This is a genomic window from Coleofasciculus sp. H7-1, from assembly GCF_057473865.1.
In genome coordinates this window covers 19,995-38,469 of record NZ_JBYCCT010000010.1, presented here as the reverse complement: position 1 = coordinate 38,469, position 18,475 = coordinate 19,995, and the positions used below count along the sequence as shown (strand labels likewise).

Here is an 18,475-nt window from a genome sequence, read left to right as displayed (position 1 = left end):
GGGACTGCGCTTCCTTCACTTTCGCGCTCCTCCTACCTAGTTTGTATAGCGAGGCGAGGAACCTGTCTCTGCTTAAAACTCGCGCCGCGAAAAAATTAGGATAGCGATCGCTAAGAGGAGGACGGTATACACCAAACCATACAAAGCATCGGTTAGGAGCGCCGAGGAAGAAGGCAAAAGACCATAAACCGCCTGATTTTTTAGGTCTAGCCGAGATAAATCAGGCAGTACCACATATAAAGCATTTGCGATCCGTTCGATGTCTACATTGCGACTTAATTTTCCCAGCTCTACTAAATCTCGGCTGGAATGCCCCATTAAATACACTGCAAATGTAAACAAGGTTGCTAGCAGCGAACTCGTAAAGACGCCAAACAGCAACGCCACAGCAGTCAGTAAAGATAGCTTAAAAAACAGGTACAGCGCCGAAATCAGAATGCTACCCAGCGGGTAAGAAATCTGGCTTAAACTGAGGATGGCAAGATAAACTGCCGTCATGGCTGCCACCAAGACGCCTAAAACGGCTGATAGCCCCAGATGTTTGCCAATAATGAATTCGGCGCGACTAAGCGGTTTGGGAATTAACACTAAGACAGTGCGCTTTTCGATTTCTTTGTTAATCAACCCAGTCCCCACAAATACAGCAACAATTGTTCCCAGGACATCCATTGCTGCTAATCCAACATCTTTGAGAATTTTATCTTCTGTTGTTGCTGCCACTTCCGGTAACAGCCGCCACGCCGCCACCATTAACAGCGCAAACAAGCCGATGATATAGAGGACGCGATCGCGGATGACTTCCCGAAACCCATTCACTGCGATCGCCCAAACTCTCTTCAAACTCTCGATCGATCTCCGAAACACATTTATTTTCCTCGGCTCTACTGTGCTTAAATTCATCGTCCTTCTAAATCATCAATGATGATTTCTCTCAACGATTTATATTCTATCCTTGGCACGAATAAAAATAACATTTTTGTTACTAATAGTTAATTCTCCCTATCGTTTACTTTTTCTCCATTACCAACCACCTCTTGGCTCTATCTACAACTCTTTGGACGTCTACATCATTCATAGCTTTTTAGTTCGCCGATCGGTTGACAATTGACTTTTGCAACCGCAATACTTTGTACTCCTGTCTGGCTGGGCGTCACCCTTGAGCCAGTTACTATTGGTTGATAGCTTTGCGTAATTTGACAATTTTTTTCTACGTAATATGCTTCGGTTTGCGAACGAGGACCTTGCCAAACCGCCCGCAATTGTAAGTTATATCCTGAGTTAATCGACCCAATATTATAGGTATAACGCCACCAGAAATCTTCTTCCACAATCGGAACTTTTTTAACCGCTTCTTCCCGAATAGCTTCTATGTGTGGTTGTGGTTCTAGCAGCCATCGCTCCACTTCTGACCAAGGTTTATTCTCTAATTCTTGTACGATCAAGGGTTCCATAAATTCTAGAACCACGGTACCTCTAAGCATCTTTGTTTGTTGAGAATCTGATTGGGATACCATTGTAGTTTTTCCAAAGTGATCTGAAAGCAAAGTAGGATATTGTTCTAACCAATCTTGAGTAAGAAAATAAAATTGAATCCAGCAGCTAATTACCATATTGCTGCCAATCAAAATAACGATTCTTTGACGAAATTGGGGTGCTGGTACTTTTAATCTGAACCTTTCATCAAAAAAGGTTGGGAACACAGCAATAAATGCTGAAAGCGTAGGCCAAATTATCAAAGCAATCGGTGGGATACTCCCTGTCCAATCGCCAAATAACAACATACAGATTAAGGCACCCGTAATCCAGGGACCAATCGGAATCCCCCCAATTTTCAGAGGATTTTCTATTGTAGCCCAGCTCACTCCAATAATTAAAAATATCCAAGCGCAATTAGTGATGATATCATGCACTAAGTCAGTTGCCAAAAACGACATTAACCAAGAAAAAAAACTGAGATAAATGAAGGTTTTCCAGGAATAAGCACGGGAAGGAGCTAGGGCTTTTCGTAAGGCGTTAAAAGTATTAATTAAATACTTAAAGACAAAAAAATCAAGAATTGAGAACATATTAGCGGCAAATCCTTATTAAGTTAAAGTAAATTGATAATTAAACCCATTCCAAAAAAAGACAGATGATTGAAAAACTATTAGTTATTTAACTAAATCGAGTCCTAATAAATAATATTATTGAAATTACTCCAAAACTATAAATATTAGCCTGAAAAATGGTGTTAGTTAAAAGACGATCGGACTTAAAAGCCAGAAGTCGAAAATACCGAGGATTAGATTTATCTTGCTTTTTTCTTTCCACATAAGTCGGCAACTCTAGTAATATTTGTAAAAGTTCCAATCCTTTCAGTTTAACGACAAAAGTGGCAAAGAAGGCAACAAAGCCACTTAAGATTAGCTCCGTTACAATATTGGGCGACTGAGCAAATGAAAAGAAACGGTCAAAAAAGATATAACTGATTAGCTGAGATTTCAACGAGCGGGGAAGCCAAGGATGTACATAAAAGAAAACTACCCAACCCAGAATAGTTGAAAATAAATTAATCGAAATAGCATAGTCAATGCTCTTTTTTCGACTAAAGTTTAATTCTCGATATAAAATGAATGATTCAATAGCGATCGCCACCAGCAAAAATAAAAATTGAAATAAAATCCCTTGGAGCGGGAAAACATTGGCAAGCATAAGGTTGTCTCCCTGAAACCTGGTTAATTAAGTTTTGGCGTTAGTTTTGACGTTGGTTAGGACGGGTTGCCCTTTCATTTCTATTGTCCTGCCGACTTGGGGAAATCAAGGTTTTTTTCAGATAAAGAAAGCATATTTGAAATATTTCTAAATAAACAGAACGAGGAGGAACCGATCGCGGGTAATGGCTCAGTAGAAGAGAAAAAACAACTGGCAACTAAACGATGGACAATTGACTCCCTACTCCCTACTCCCTATTCCCAATCTCAACTTTAGCTTTGGTGGAACTGCTACTCTTGATTCTTTTCACTTTACCCTTCTAAGCTGCTATTGTTAACAGTTTGTGGCAGCTAAGATTCATGAAAATTATGAGTAGAATGGGGATCGGCATTCGCACGGCTCAAGCGCGTTCTGAGCGTCTCGTCGGTCAGATTCATGTTTACGATGGGGCGGGGAAGGGAAAGTCCCAAGCGGCGCTGGGCGTGGTGTTACGCTCGATTGGACTGGGAATTAATACTGATTTAGCAACGAGAGTGCTGCTGTTGCGGTTTCTCAAAGGGCCGGGACGCTCCTACGATGAAGATGGGGCGATCGCTGCCTTGCAACAGGGCTTCCCTCACTTGATTGACCAAGTTCGCACAGGTCGGTCAGAATTTTTTGGTGCGGAGGAAATAACGCGCTTTGACCGACAGGAGGCGCAGCGCGGCTGGGATGTGGCAAAAGGCGCGATCGCATCTGACCTCTATTCTGTCCTGGTTCTGGACGAACTGAACCCGTTGCTGGACTTAGGATTGTTGCCAGTTGAGGAAGTGGTTCGGACGCTCAAGCACAAACCGCAGGAGTTAGAAGTAATTGTTACAGGTCGGGCTGCCCCCCAACAACTCCTAGAGATTGCCGATTTGCACTCGGAGATGAAGCCGCACCACCCCATCGTCGAAGGTAGGGACGGGGTTTCCCTGCCTTTACAGGGGATAGAAATCTATACGGGTGCCGGTAAAGGCAAGTCTACCAGTGCATTGGGTAAAGCATTGCAGGCGATTGGGCGCGGGATTAGTCAAGATCAGTCGCACCGAGTGCTAATTATGCAGTGGCTCAAGGGCGGGACTGGATATACTGAGGATGCCGCGATCGCGGCTTTGCAACAAAGTTACCCGAACTTAGTCGATCATCAGCGCTGCGGACAAGATGCGATTGTTTGGCGCGGACAACAGCAAGAGCTAGACTATGTGGAAGCCGAACGCGGTTGGGAAATTGCTAGGGCGGCGATCGCGTCTGGGCTTTATAAAACGATTATCTTGGACGAACTCAATCCCACGGTTGACTTGGAACTCCTGGATCAACAACCAATCGTAGACGTACTGCTACGCAAACCCCGCGACACGGAAGTGATTATCACGGGGCGCTGTCTAAATCGTCCGGCGTATTTTGACCTCGCTAGCGTCCATTCAGAGATGATTTGTCATAAGCATTATGCTGACAGAGGGGTGGACTTGAAGCGCGGCGTAGATTTTTAGGGTTTGTGGGCGATCGCGTATTTTTGGGAGATCGGGAAAGAATGCGAGTAGGGCTTTGGATGGGCAAAGCGCGATCGCATTCTGGCGATTAGCCTCCAAGATGCTAATCAAAAGGCTGAAGCTGTAAAGAACTTTTCACAGCTCCAGCCTCAAAGCGACAGATTGCCAATCTATCAACAATCCTACCAAACGTCTGTTTGAAGGTAAAGCATAGCCGTGAACGGAGAGATTCTTCTGAAAGGTTGAGTAATTAACAGGATTTGAGCGAACTTGTTAGCACTGATAATGGGGCAGGACTTACGCAAAGCTTATACATATACATATAGCGTTTTGTAGGGGCAATCCCCCTGTGGTTGCCCCAGATGTGGTGATGTTGCGTAAGTCCTGAGGGAATGGCTGCTTTTCAATTTCCTTTTTCCTCATATCTTGCACCATTCTCAGTCAGCCCATCCGCCTTGAACTCAAGTTCAAGGCTCATAGCTCAAGTCCATTGAAATGGACTGAAATTATTCCCCAGTCCACGAAACGTGGACTTGAGCTATTAGCTGTGGGGTTCAAACCCTTGGCGGGTATTGCGACTGGTGCAAGATGTGAGTTAGAACGGACTTCAATCCAGAAATATCAAGGCTTTTAGTCCATTTTAAGGGACTTGAGCTATAACCTATGGAATTTGATTTCCGGGCGGGTTATCGGGTTGGTGCCAGATATCAGTCCCCAATACCAACTTTCAAAACATGATGTTTAATTCTACCCACTTGCTTAACAATTTTCTAATTTTCTAATAACAATTAAAGTTCCCAAACTTAGCAAATCTATACTTGGGATAAAATCAGTAATCTCCCCAATGCATCTAGCCAGAGGAGTATTCTAGAAAAGAGAATGTTTTAATTAGCACTCGCATGACTTTCGGCAACGAGAGTTAACACCTCCGGAGTCTTCCCATGCTCGTACCCATTTCCCTCGTCATCACGGCATACAACCGGGAGCTTTATCTCGCTGCCACCATTGAAAGTATTCTGACGCAGACTAGGCAAGACTTTGAGCTACTGGTGTGGGATGACGGTTCCACAGACAGAACCGTAGAAATTGCCCGTCACTACGAAGCACGCGATCGCAGAGTTCGGGTAGTCGCAGCAGAACATCAAGGACGAGTTAGCGCCTTGCAAGCAGCGATCGCACAGACCACCGGCACCTACATCGGTTTGGTAGACAGCGACGATTTGCTTGCCCCCACAGCACTAGAAGAGACAACAGCAGTCCTGGAGGCGAACCCGGACGTAGGTTTTGTCTACACCAACTACATCGACATCGACCAAAGAGGCAAAGTCATCGACTACGGGAAGCGCTGTCGCATCCCCTACTCCAAAGAGCGGCTTTTGGTCGATTTTATGACCTTTCACTTCCGGTTGATGCGTCGCAGTTGCTTCGACCAAGTGGGGGGAATCGAAGAATCCTTCGACTACGTTGAAGACTACGATCTGTGCCTGAAGCTATCAGAAGTTGCTGAAGTGCGGCATATCAACAAGCCACTTTACTACTATCGTTGCCATCAAGCAAGTGACTCACACACCTATACCAAGCAGCAGGCGCAGAACTCCTGCAAAGCGATCGCGCGGGCACTGCAAAGGAGAGGATTAAGCGATCGCTTTTCTGTAAAACTGCACATCCTCAGCCATTTTCCCTTCAACTCCAAAGTCTTATTAGTTCGCAAAAAGCTATCAATTCTCGATTACCAATTCCCAATTACCAATTACTCCCATCTTGCACCATTCCCACTCACCTACCAGCAGTTAAAACCCCTAGCTAATCGCCAAAGTCCACTCAAGCGAGCTAAATGCATTGAAGTCCACTTGAGTGGACTTGAGCTATTAGCCCGCCACTTAAGCGGCGGGCGGGATTTGCAGCTTACTAACAACAGTGCAACATCTCCTAATTACCAATTCCCCATTGCCAAAAACATTGCCTCTTGCCTTCTCGCCCTCACCTGTAGCCTTTTTCCAACTTTCGCCCAAGCACAATCGATTACCACCGCAGCTGACGGCACCAACACCAATGTCACCACCTCTGGCAATCAATTCAATATTACTGGTGGAAAACTTTCCGGAGATGGGGGAAATCTCTTCCACAGCTTCAACAAATTTGGCTTAGAACAAAATCAAATTGCCAACTTTCTTTCTAACCCATCCATTCACAATATTTTGGGTCGCGTCACGGGTGGCAACCCTTCTATTATTAATGGACTTATTCAAGTTTCCGGCAGCAACTCCACCAACTTATACTTGATGAATCCTGCTGGCATTGTGTTTGGTTCCGGTGCCAGCTTGAACGTACCAGGAAGCTTTACCGCCACCACCGCTACAGGGATTGGGATTGGCGACAATTGGTTCAATGCCTTCGATCCTAATAACTACGCCAACTTGGTAGGCACACCCAATCTCTTTGCCTTCACCACCTCCCAGCCGGGTAGCGTTATCAACGCCGGGAATTTAGCGGTGGGAGAGGGAAAAAATCTTACTCTTATCGGCGGTACCGTCGTCAACACCGGACAACTCAAAGCACCAGGCGGTAATATCACCGTAGCTGCCGTACCGGGCAAGAAGACGGTGCAGATATCGCAAGCGGGAAACGTGCTGAGTTTAGAGATTCAGCCATCCGCCTTACCCTCCAGCTTCAACGCTAAGCTACCCAATCCTCCCTCCCTGCCGCAATTACTCACAGGTGGAGGTGTCGCTAATGCCACCAAAATGACCGTCAATAGCGCCGGACAGGTGGTGATAAGCGGATCGGGTATTAGCATTCCCACAGAAGCGGGAACTACAATTGTCTCCGGTAAGCTGGATGCCTCCAACACTCAAGTCGGTATTGGCGGAGCAATAGCTGTACTGGGTAATCAAGTTGGTTTAGTCGAAAACGCCAGCGTCAATGCCTCCGGGGATGCAGGCGGCGGTAAAGTATTGATTGGCGGAGATTATCTGGGCAAAGGCAGCGTACCCAATGCTGCTTTCACCTTTGTGGGCGCAGATGTGACACTTAATGCCGATGCCATTACTAACGGCAATGGCGGTAGAGTTATTGTTTGGTCAGATCAAGCCACCCGTACCTATGGCACCATTAGCGCCCGTGGCGGCGCGCAAGGCGGGAACGGCGGATTTATCGAAACTTCCGGCAAAGTTTACCTGGATGTCACCAAAGCTGCGGATGCCAGCGCCCCCAAAGGTCTTCCCGGCACTTGGCTGCTTGACCCCTCGAATGTGACTATCATCAATGCCGGTTTTAGCTATGGTACCTTGGACGGCATTTCACCAAATTTCACGGCGAATGCCGACGATTCCACTGTTAGTAATACTGCAATCCAAAACGCCCTCAATGGCGGTAGTGACGTAATCATCTCCACAAATAATCCTAATCTTCCTGGCGGCTTTCAGGATGGTAATATTACGCAGAATGCTGATGCAGCGATTGGCGGGGGGTATGCTTCTGGTGGCCCTGTGACTCTCACTTTTGAGGCAGCCAATAACATTATCCTCAATGGCTCTATCGGCGGTAATGGCTACGCGCTAAATGTCGTGCTTCGAGGTCAAGGTGGTGCGGGAACTAGGGCAAACAATGTAACAATTAATGGTCCGATTAACACTGACGGCGGTGACTTCAGTAGCCTGAGCAACACTTTCAACAGTAGCGCTACTACCATTACCACCCAAGGCGGGAATATCAATATTGATGCTACTGGCAACATCAGCACAGGCTTACTCAACGCTAGTTCTACTGGGACTGGTGGGAATATTAACCTGACGACGAGTGCAGGTAGCAACATTACCCTCAGCGGTAATCTTGATGCCTCTGGTAGTGATGGAGACGGGTACAATATTACGCTTACTGGCGATGTCTTGCTCAGTAACAACGCCATATTGACGACGACGACGTTTGGGGAAATCAATATCACCGGAACCGTCAATGGCACGGGTGCAGGCGGTCAAAACCTGACGTTGAATGCAGACACGGGTGACATGACATTCGGTAGCGCTGTCGGCAACATTACACCTATCGGGAATTTGAGTGTCAATAGTGCCTCCAATGTCACTCTAAACGGCAACGTCACCACAAGTAGCGGCAGCACTATCAGCTTCAACACTCCCGTGACGCTGAATAACAATGCAACCCTAACCGCAGACGAGATTAACGTTAATGGGGCACTCAGCGGTACAGGATACCAAATTGGATTAGCACCCGCAACGGCATCGAAAAATATTCAGATTGGGAATGCGACTCCTGTCAACGATAGTTTGAATCTGACTGCCGCAAAGTTAGGGCAATTGCAAGACGGCTTTAGCTCTATTACAATTGGAAGGCTTGACGGCAGTGGTGCCATTACGATTGATAGTACTGGTGTAACCTTCAAAGATCCTGTCACTATTCAGGCTCCTGCTGGCTCAGTGGCGGTCAATGGAGCCATTACAGGCACTGGGGACGCCTCCATCACCCTCAATGCTGGATTAACCACCCTCAACGCAGATATCACCACCGCAGAGCAAAGCATTACTATCAACGGCGATACAGTTCTCGCTAAAGACATCACCCTCAGTACAGGAGATCAAGCGGGTGGTGATATCTATCTAGGTGGCAAGACGAATGGAACGGGCGCAGGCGGGCAAAACCTCACTTTAACTGCTGGTACGGGCAGCATTGAAATCGCTGATGCAGTGGGCAACAGCACCTCTATCGGAGCCTTAACTGCTAACAGCAGTGGCTTCACTAGCTTGGATAGCAGTGTCAATGCAGCTAGCGTAACGACACAAGGGATTAGCGTCATCGGCGGGAATGTCACCACCAGCGGAATTCAAAACTATGGCGGCGATGTTTACCTCGTCGTTCAAAACCCGATAGAACTCAGCAGTAGCGATCGCTCGATTACCTTTGGCGGTATCCTCGCTAATAGCGGCAATCCTATCGACTTAACCATCAGTGCCAGCAGTGATGTCACTTTCCAGAATGCAGTGGGAGGAAGTGGTGATTTCCTAGGTAATCTGACAGTGAATAGCGGCAACAATGTAATCGCAAACGATATTACCGCTGCCGGGATTCAAATAACAGCCAACAATAGTATCAGTACAGGTGCGCTCAATACCAGTAAGACAGCAGGAAATGGAGGCGCGATCGCTCTTACTGCCAAAAATAACCTTACCACTGCTAACATCGACTCTCATTCTGACAATGGGGTTGGCGGAAATATCACTCTTACCAGCCAAACAGCTGTCATAAAAACCGGAAATTTAACGGCTTCCGGCACCACGAAAGGCGGGAATATTTTCCTATCTGCCATTGACAGCATTACAACTCTAGGAATTAATTCCAGCGCTAGTTTCGGAGACGCTGGTAATGTCACCCTCGACCCCGAAAACGACATTCAAGTTAGCTTCATCAATGCCCAAGGTGGAACTAGGGGCAAAGGAGGCATCGTTGACATCACCACCGAAAGTCTGTTTCGGGCTACAGATACCTTCACCGACCAAAATGGGCAAAAAGCAAGTATTTCCGCCGCCGGGGGTGCCGGTGAAGGTACGATTGTTCTGCGCCACGGAGGCGGTTCTAAAGACGTTCCCTTCGTCGTTGGCAAGGCTACCAACAACGGTACAGCCGGAGTATTGACAACTGGTTCTGGCAATACCATTGCCTCAGGATCTTTCCCCGGTAGCTATACTCAGGGCAAGATTCAAATCATCACCTCTGATACACCTGATACACCTGATACACCTGATACACCGAGTCCTTTACCACAAGAGATAACGCCTCCACAGGAAACGGCAACACCCCAATTTTCGGTGTCTGCCAGACTGGATCTCGCGGAAGTTGACACCGTGTTAGCTGACTTGGACGAGTCGTTCACGCGGCAGTTTGAGCAATATTTCAATGGAAGTACCGATACTCCAATTAAAACCCTCGCCGAAGCCCGCGATATTCTGCAAAACATTGAGAAATCGACTGGGGTAAAACCGGCACTCATCTACATCACTTTTATTCCCGCCACTGTTGCACCAAAGGCAGCCACAGACAAAACTCTATTACCTGTAACATCGCCAGAATCAGACATCCGGCAGTTTCCTCCCCAAAGTGCCCTCACTCAAGCGTCCCCGCAACCCGCCGCTACTCCCTCTATCAGTCGCCCCGCACCAGACAACGACCAACTCGAATTAGTCGTTATCACTGCCAAAGGGCAACCGATTCGGAAACGGGTGCAGGGGGCAACCCGCGAGGAAGTTCTCAAAGTTGCTAAACAATTCCACAGCGAAGTTACCAACGTCAGAAAACCCCGTGGCTACCTGGAACCATCCCAGAAACTCTATCAGTGGATGGTGGCACCCTTGGAAGCCGATTTACAAGCCAGAGGTATACAGAATCTGGTATTTCTGATGGATACAGGTTTGCGGAGTCTCCCAATGGCTGCCCTCCACGATGGTCAAAAATTTCTCGTAGAAAAGTACAGCGTCGGCACAATGCCGAGTCTCAGCCTCACCGATACCCGCTACGTGAATATCAAAAACGCTCAAGTTTTGGCAATGGGCGCGTCGAAGTTTACCGAGCTGAATCCCTTACCAGCAGTGCCGATAGAATTATTTATCATCACCCAGAAGCTGTGGTCGGGGAAATCTTTCCTCAACGAGAAATTTACGCTAAAGAATCTGAAGGCGCAGCGTCAGCAAGATCCTTATGGAATTGTCCACCTGGCGACGCATGGCGAATTTAAACCTGGGGGCATCGAAAACTCCTACATCCAGTTATGGGATACCAAGCTGCGACTCAACCAGCTGCGGCAATTGGGCTGGAATGACCCGCCAGTGGAATTGTTGGTGCTGAGTGCCTGTCGCACCGCGCTGGGAGATGAACAAGCAGAGTTAGGCTTTGGTGGCTTAGCAGTGCTGGCGGGAGTGAAGTCAGCTGTAGCCAGTTTATGGTATGTCAGCGATGAGGGAACCCAAGGATTGATGGCGGATTTCTACGCTCAATTGAAAATAGCTCCAATCAAGGCAGAAGCATTACGGCAAGCGCAGGTAGCAATGATCAAGGGGCAGGTACGCTTGGAGGGGGGTGAACTGCGCTTCCCCACAGGAAACATCAAGCTGCCACCCGAACTTGCTAACCGGGGCGACACGCTGCTGACGCATCCTTATTACTGGGCAGCTTTTACGATGATTGGCAATCCTTGGTAAGAGGAGTGAGGAGTGAGGATTTAGGACTGAGGGCTGAGGATTTAGGACTGAGGGCTGAGGGCTGAGGGCTGAGGGCTGAGGGCTGAGGGCTGAGGGCTGAGGGCTGAGGGCTGAGGGCTGAGGGCTGAGGGCTGAGGGCTGAGGGCTGAGGGCTGAGGGCTGAGGGCTGAGGACTGAGGGCTGAGGGCTGAGGGCTGAGGACTGAGGGCTGAGGGCTGAGGACTGAGGGCTGAGGGCTGAGGACTGAGGGCTGAGGGCTGAGGACTGAGGGCTGAGGACTGAGGGCTGAGGGCTGAGGACTGAGGGCTGAGGACTGAGGGCTGAGGGCTGAGGGAGAGAAGATCGTACTTGCATTCAGCTCATCATATCAACCCAACTACTCCGATCGGGATGGACAGGGAAAAGATGAATCAATTAATTCAATTTGAAAATGTTGGGTTTCCTGTGTCAACCGAATCTAAAAGGGGCGATCGCACGACTGAGCTTTGACAATGATTGGCAACCCTTGTTAACAGGACTGGGAACTGAGGAGTGGGGAGAGAGGATCGTACTCGCATTCTGCCCATCAACCTTAGCGACTTCTCCCGTAAACAGGCAACGGTGAAGTGTTGTTTGTTTTACAAGCCGATCGTTCGCCTTTCGCTTTTTTGAACCTTAGTTATAAAATACTTTGACCCAATGGCACAATTAGCACTTGCTAATTTAAGTATTGCTACCAAGCTCTAACTTAGCGGTTTCGGCTATTTTAGGAACAGTCTCCAACGTATATCAAACTTAGCTGCGCTTCAACCTGAGGCGTGCCGATAGGAACCGGGGTAAACAGTGCCTAGTGGAAAAATCCACTGCCTGGAACGACTCCCCCATAACCGGGTGACTACACAAAATTGTTGTTTTGAGGAATGCTGCCGTGGAGTCGGGAAAGATTTTGGGCTTTTTCATCGAGGAGGCAAAAGAACACCTCGAAACCCTGGAAAAAGGGCTACTGGATCTGCGCGCCGTGATGGCAGACCAAGAAAGGATTAATGAAATGTTTCGCGCCGCCCATTCCGTCAAGGGAGGGGCAGCGATGCTGGGCTTTAACAGTATTCAAAAAGTTTCCCATCGTTTTGAAGATTGTTTCAAGCTCCTCAAAGAACATCCAGTCAACATCGATAGCGAGCTGGAGTCTATGTTTTTAAAAGGGTATGACACCCTTAAGGACTTGGTTGACCGCCTTCAAGGGCCATTTGGTCTTCGGGAAGAGGAAGGCGAGAAAATCGTGCAAGCAGCAGAACCTCATTTTGCTCAGTTACAGGCACACCTTAACCGCCTGCTTGGGGCAGCAGGAAGTGAGCAAGAAGCGGCGATGGCGGGCAAAACGCCAACTCCAGATATTTCTGCTCAGGTGACTGGGGTGCTAAAACAAATGTTGCCGCTGTTCAAACAAGCAGAAACGCCTGCAAATCGTCAACAACTTTGCGGTTTGTGCAATCGCCTCGTGCAGATGAGTGCGGAAGTAAAAACTTGGCAAGTGCTGGTAAAAACTGCAAATCGAGCGATCGCTAATTCTAAAAATACTTATGCTACCCTGGCACCGATTGTCATTAAGGAACTCAAGCAGGCTAGCGATCAGTTGCCACACGGCAAAACTGACGCGATCGCGCCTAGTGCCAGCTTGCGGCTGTTGGCAGCGTCCCCAGAAGCAACTGCCGCCCCAATACCGACGGCAAAGGTGGCTGTTGGGGTAGGGGCACCCAGTCCAGCGGAGCCAAAACCCACTCCGACATCCGTCAAACAAATCGCCGTGCCTGTAGAACCTAGCGCAGCGGCAAAGGTTTTGGTTCAAGTGTTTAATAAAGAGCAACTACTGCTGCTGGCAAAGTTACTCCACCAAGCCTCTCGCTGATTCTCTCAACCACAAGACGCGGCTGCTTTTGTACAAAGCGCGATCGCTCTCCATTTGCAAATGGAGCATCGGGTGCTGCTACCTTCCCTTTTCTAGAGCCAGCTACAGAATAAACCGATGGGGCAGTCCCCGAAGCACTGCCCCTTTTTTTGTTTGTGCAACCGGGCGAACATTCTTAAATTAAACTGTCTTTTGCTAATCAACACATTTGCTAATCGACACATAGGTATAAAAACTGATTTTTCATTTCACTCTAATTTTTTTATTAGGTCAAAATTTTCCGTAGGTTTGCGTGTAAAAAATAACGAATACTGACTGGCAACTGACCGATTAAATCCTTGGGAATAGTCCCTGTGCTAAATCCCGGAGAACAACTGGCGACAGTTTGACTTTTTGGCATGAAGAAAAGACAACTTTTATTTAAATATTTGAAAATATATGCATAAGTATGAATATTTACCCAATTTTTTAACCGGATTTTCATGGAAACAACTCCTTTCAGCCCAGAAATCCTCATCCCTTGTTAAAACTGATACCAATATAAATTCAAAAGCCCTAGCTCCAGTGATTAGGGTGTTATTTTTAGAAAAAATAAGCATCTATCTATTTGTATAAAAACTTGTTAATCTGGTGGCTTCAAAGACTTAATAAAATAGTCTGGAAGTTACCACTCAGGGTGTATGCAGCCCCACAGCTAAAAGCGTTATACCAGAGTAGAGAGAAAAGGGTGTATCCAGTCCAACGGCTGAACAAGTTAAAAAAATTGACATAACAAAAACTCCAGGTACTCAGCCAGTGCCTTGATTAAAAGCTATGCGAACTTTACAAGCGAATCAGCAAGGCGCTGCCCAATCAGCGCCCAGGATGGATACCTTCCCTCAGGTACTTTTGAGCGAACTACCAGTCGGCGTATTGGTGATGGGAGCGCAGGGGGAAATCCGCTTTACGAATCAGGCGGCACTGGACTTGCTGGATTTAACGGCAGACCAGATGCTGGATCAAACGCCGCTCGATCCCGCTTGGCACGTCATCCAAGAGAATGGAACGCCATTTCAGATGAAACTCCACACGGCACCAGTCCGGGCAAAGCAAGCATTGTTGCTGCTTTCGACCCGCCAATCGCTGCGAAACCTGGTGCTAGGGGTTTATAGACCGACAAAGCGCGATCGCGTCTGGATATCTGTCAACACCGAACCGCAGTTAGATCCCGATGGTTGCGTCGAGCAAGTCGTCTGCACGCTGAGTGACATCACCAACCACAAGGCAAGCGAACAACTCTCAAAAATCAATGAATGTTTTTCGGGTCTTGGTGCCGACCCAGATGAGAATATTAACCGCGTCACGGCATACGCTGGGCAATTACTAGGCGGCGCTTGGGCAGTCTACAATCGACTGCATCAAGGCTTACTTTGGTCTTGGGGTCAATGGCAAACGCCGTCGGAGTTTCCAAACGTAGGCGACCCGGACGGACATCTCTGTTATGACGTAATTCAGCAGGGAAGCGACCAGACGTATGTCGTTCAAGATTTGCCAAACACCCCCTACGCACACAGCGATCCTTGGGTAATTCCTTACCAATTGCAAAGCTACCTTGGACAAGCTATTAGATGCGCGGGTGAGTATATCGGCTCACTTTGCGTGGTCTATCAGAACCAGTTTGTACCCACTGAATCTGACAAGAAGCTGATGGGGATTATGGTTGCCGCGATTGGTGTAGAAGAAGAACGCAAGAGGGAAGCAGTGGTGTGGGCGCAAAACGAAGGGAAATGGCGATCGCTACTGCAAAATAGTTCCAATTTGATCACAATTTTAGAAGCCGATGGTACCATCAAATACGCAAGTCCTGCCATTGAGGGCATTTTAGGATACAAGCCAAAAGAATTGATTGGCAAAAATACCTTTGACTTTGTTCACCCAGAAGATATTTCTTTAGTCAAAAACGACTTTCAAGGCGTCCTCGAAAATTCAACAACTGCTTTATCCATTGAGTTCCGATTTCAGCACAAAGATGGCTCGTGGCGTTATATCGAAGCAACCCACAGCAATCTGGTAATGGATGCACCAGGTGTTCGCATTGTTGTGAACTCTCGTGATATTAGCGATCGCAAACTCGCTGAGACAGCTTTAATTCAATCAGAAGCGCAACTGAGAGAAAAAGCGGCTCAATTGGAACAAGCCTTGTACGAACTGCAACAAACTCAAAGTCAACTGGTACAAACCGAAAAAATGTCCAGTTTGGGGCAGTTAGTCGCCGGTGTTGCCCACGAAATTAACAACCCCGTTTCCTTTATCTACGGTAATCTTCCCTACGCAACTGAGTATACTCAAGACCTGCTGCACCTCGTTCAGCTCTACCAGCAGGAATATCCAAAACCAACACCCGCCATTCAAGAAGCAGCAGCAGCACTGGACATAGATTTCCTCAGTGAAGACCTTCCAAAACTGATGAATTCGATGCAAGTGGGAGCTGAACGCATTCGACAAATTGTGCTGAGCTTGAGGAACTTCTCTCGCCTAGATAAAGCGGCAAGAGAGCCTTTCGATCTCCACAATGGCATTGATAACACTTTACTTTTGTTACAACATCGCCTAAAACCGAAAGCAGGACGCACCGATATCCAGATACTTAAAGAGTATGACAACCTGCCCCGTGTCGATTGCTATGCTGGGCAAATTAATCAGGTATTTATGAATATCCTGAGTAATGCGATTGATGCCCTAGAAGAGTCAATAGTCAATGGTCAATGGTCAGTAGTCAGTAGAAAAACAACTGACGTTCCTACCATTCGGATTCGCACGGAACTGGCAAATGACAATAAAGTGGTCATCCGGATTACTGATAATGGCCCTGGGATACCATCGGAAGTGCAGCAACATATATTTGACCCTTTCTTTACCACCAAACCAGTAGGTCAAGGTACCGGCTTGGGGTTGTCAATCAGCTACCAGGTTGTTGTTGAAAAACACGGCGGCGTCCTGAAGTGCCAGTCGGCACCGGGAGAAGGAACGGAATTCTGCATTCAGCTGCCCGTAAATCTTCCCCAACCGGAAGGAGCTTAGAAGTATAGCGAATGGCACTTACTTAAGCATAAAAAGTAATTTGTTGGTTGGGTTGAAAGATAGTGAAACCCAACCACTCACTAAGCTTACTAGATGTTGGGTTTCGTGCCTCAACCCAACCTACTTACTAAGCTTATTAGATGTTAGATGTTGGGTTTCGTGCCTCAACCCAACCTACGGGCTACGGGCTTGATTCTAGGCTAATTAACTAAACCTCTACTTTTCGTATAAAAAGGAAATGTAGAGACACGCAATTGCGCTTATTTTAGAGCATTGAAGTGTCAAGCAAAAGCGGAAAAGCCCAAATCTGGCGGGACATCTTGGATGCGTCCCGACCCTATCGCTTGCAGGGCTGCTTTGAGCGAAACATCACCTGTGTAGAGGGCGCGACCCACAATAACACCGCTGACTCCTAAAGGTTCGAGTGCTAATAAACTCAACAAGTCAGTAATCGAACTAACACCGCCAGAGGCAATAATGGGGATGGAAATAGCATTGGCGAGTTCTCTTAATGCCTCTAAATTAGGGCCAGAAAGCGTGCCATCTCGATGAATATCGGTGTAGATAATGGCAGCAGCCCCTAATTGTTGCATTTGCTGAGCCAAGTCGATTGCCGCAACTTCAGACGTTTCTAACCAGCCTCTCGTGGCAACTCGTCCATTCCGAGCGTCAATTCCTACGATAATTTGCCCTGGAAATTCTTGGCAAAGTTCTTCTACCAGTTGGGGTTGTTCTACGGCTACGGTTCCCAAGATTACCTGCTTCACACCCATGTTTAGCAGCTGAGAGACTGAGCTTTTGTCGCGCAAGCCACCCCCTACTTGTATTTCTCCGGGTACTGCCTGTAAAATCGCCTCAATTGCCTGTCGGTTGACCAGTTGACCCGTCTTAGCACCATCGAGGTCTACGATATGCAGTCGGGTTGCTCCTTGCTCTACCCACTGTTTAGCAATATTAGCGGGGTTGTCATCAAAAACTTGCGATCGCGCATAGTCTCCCTGATACAACCGCACGCACCGACCTTCTAGCAAATCAATCGCTGGAATTACATTCATTTTCAGCTATTCAAATAATCAAATGAGTAGGGTGGACAGCGCCCACCCTACTCAGTCCAGACTAACAGCTAACAGCTATCAGCTAGCAGCTAATTGTTGTGGCGGCAGCCCAAACAACTCTTCGAGATCATCGGACGTAAGAGTTTGGTTCCAGTGACGCAGCTGCACCATGAGTCGGGCAAATGTGAAAACTAATTCCACCGCGTACAAGGCATAGCCGATTTGCAAGACCTCGTTGCCTTTTGGGCGTTCGCCCTGGTGATGTTTGAGAAGACCCATTAAATTTTTAGTGGTACCCTGCAAGCGGGTTAGATAAGAATCTCCAAAAGCCCAACGACTAATCCCCCAGAATTTTGCTAAGTGGTTGATTTCGTCTTGCATGGGTTGCGCGATCGCTTGTTGCAATGCCCCTGTCGAATGTGCCATTAACCAGAGGTATACAGACGTTGCTCCCCACTCGGTTGTGATGCGGGCGATCGCGTGTTTATAAACATCTTCTCGCAGATTTCCACTCGATTCATACCCTTTTACTGAGTTCGGATAGGGTTGTAGTTTTTCCCCCGTTAATTGCTGATAGATTTTGCTAAAAGTGGGACGGTGTTGCCGTTCTTCTTTCTCCCATATTCCTACTTCTAGCACCGAGCCATCTACTGCAAATGTACCGCCCACAAATCGCGCCATTGGAAAGTGGGCTGCCTGCAAATAATCCCAGCTTTCCTTAGCATAAGCGCGAATCGGCGTTTCAATCTCTACCGCATTCGCAACTGTCGCGATAAATAATTCGGGAGCGACACCGATAATTTGACTACAAGTAATTGCTTGCCAATCAATCGTTTCCCAGAGGCGCTGATGAGGATTTTCAAATTGCCTTGGTAAGTCTGCCAGATTTTGTTGCAGAATCTCTAGCGATAGATAGCGCTCAATGAGATGATTAAGGCGCGATCGCGTTTGTAAATAATGCGGTTGGGGATATTGATAGCCAGCTAGATCGACCGACCGCTTTTTAATGCTAGAATTATTCATGGATTCAGTTCTTCCTTCTTGCTTTAATCTTGATTAATAAGT

General features: G+C 47.4%; 9 protein-coding genes. 4 read left to right on the top strand and 5 right to left on the bottom strand.

Going from position 1 to position 18,475, the window contains the following annotated elements; all coding sequences use genetic code 11:
* Positions 1-72: 72 nt before the first annotated feature.
* From AC2VDX_RS02080 to fraC, 3 genes are all read right to left on the bottom strand, one after another.
* The gene (locus AC2VDX_RS02080; protein ID WP_378178831.1) at positions 73-864 is read right to left on the bottom strand and encodes an ABC transporter permease; all 792 of its coding nucleotides are present in this window, start codon (positions 862-864) and stop codon (positions 73-75) included.
* 203 nt (positions 865-1,067) lie between these two features.
* On the bottom strand, positions 1,068-2,066 hold the full coding sequence (locus tag AC2VDX_RS02075) for a DUF5357 family protein (RefSeq protein ID WP_378178834.1): 999 nt from the start codon (positions 2,064-2,066) through the stop codon (positions 1,068-1,070).
* A gap of 88 nt (positions 2,067-2,154) precedes the next feature.
* Positions 2,155-2,691, bottom strand: coding sequence for a filament integrity protein FraC (fraC, locus tag AC2VDX_RS02070; RefSeq protein ID WP_378178837.1), 537 nt, complete (start codon positions 2,689-2,691; stop codon positions 2,155-2,157).
* Positions 2,692-3,059: 368 nt separating this feature from the next.
* Here fraC and AC2VDX_RS02065 point away from each other — a divergent pair, with 368 nt between their 5' ends.
* From AC2VDX_RS02065 to AC2VDX_RS02050, 4 genes are all read left to right on the top strand, one after another.
* Positions 3,060-4,205: a cob(I)yrinic acid a,c-diamide adenosyltransferase gene (locus AC2VDX_RS02065; RefSeq protein WP_378178840.1), complete on the top strand. Its 1,146-nt coding sequence runs from the start codon at positions 3,060-3,062 to the stop codon at positions 4,203-4,205.
* A gap of 941 nt (positions 4,206-5,146) precedes the next feature.
* Positions 5,147-11,410, top strand: a complete 6,264-nt coding sequence (locus tag AC2VDX_RS02060; protein WP_378178843.1) for a CHAT domain-containing protein — start codon at positions 5,147-5,149, stop codon at positions 11,408-11,410.
* Between the two features lie 907 nt (positions 11,411-12,317).
* On the top strand, positions 12,318-13,295 hold the full coding sequence (locus AC2VDX_RS02055; RefSeq protein WP_486928083.1) for an Hpt domain-containing protein: 978 nt from the start codon (positions 12,318-12,320) through the stop codon (positions 13,293-13,295).
* 813 nt (positions 13,296-14,108) lie between these two features.
* Entirely contained in the window at positions 14,109-16,355 is a 2,247-nt protein-coding gene (locus AC2VDX_RS02050) for a PAS domain S-box protein (RefSeq protein WP_378178849.1), read from the top strand.
* A 281-nt stretch (positions 16,356-16,636) separates the two neighbouring features.
* On the opposite strand, the gene hisA is transcribed toward AC2VDX_RS02050, so the two are convergent.
* Entirely contained in the window at positions 16,637-17,410 is a 774-nt protein-coding gene (gene hisA, locus AC2VDX_RS02045) for a 1-(5-phosphoribosyl)-5-[(5-phosphoribosylamino)methylideneamino]imidazole-4-carboxamide isomerase (RefSeq protein ID WP_378178852.1), read from the bottom strand.
* Between the two features lie 78 nt (positions 17,411-17,488).
* Complete coding sequence (locus AC2VDX_RS02040) at positions 17,489-18,433, bottom strand: hypothetical protein (RefSeq protein WP_378178855.1); 945 nt, start codon at positions 18,431-18,433, stop codon at positions 17,489-17,491.
* Positions 18,434-18,475 lie beyond the last annotated feature (42 nt).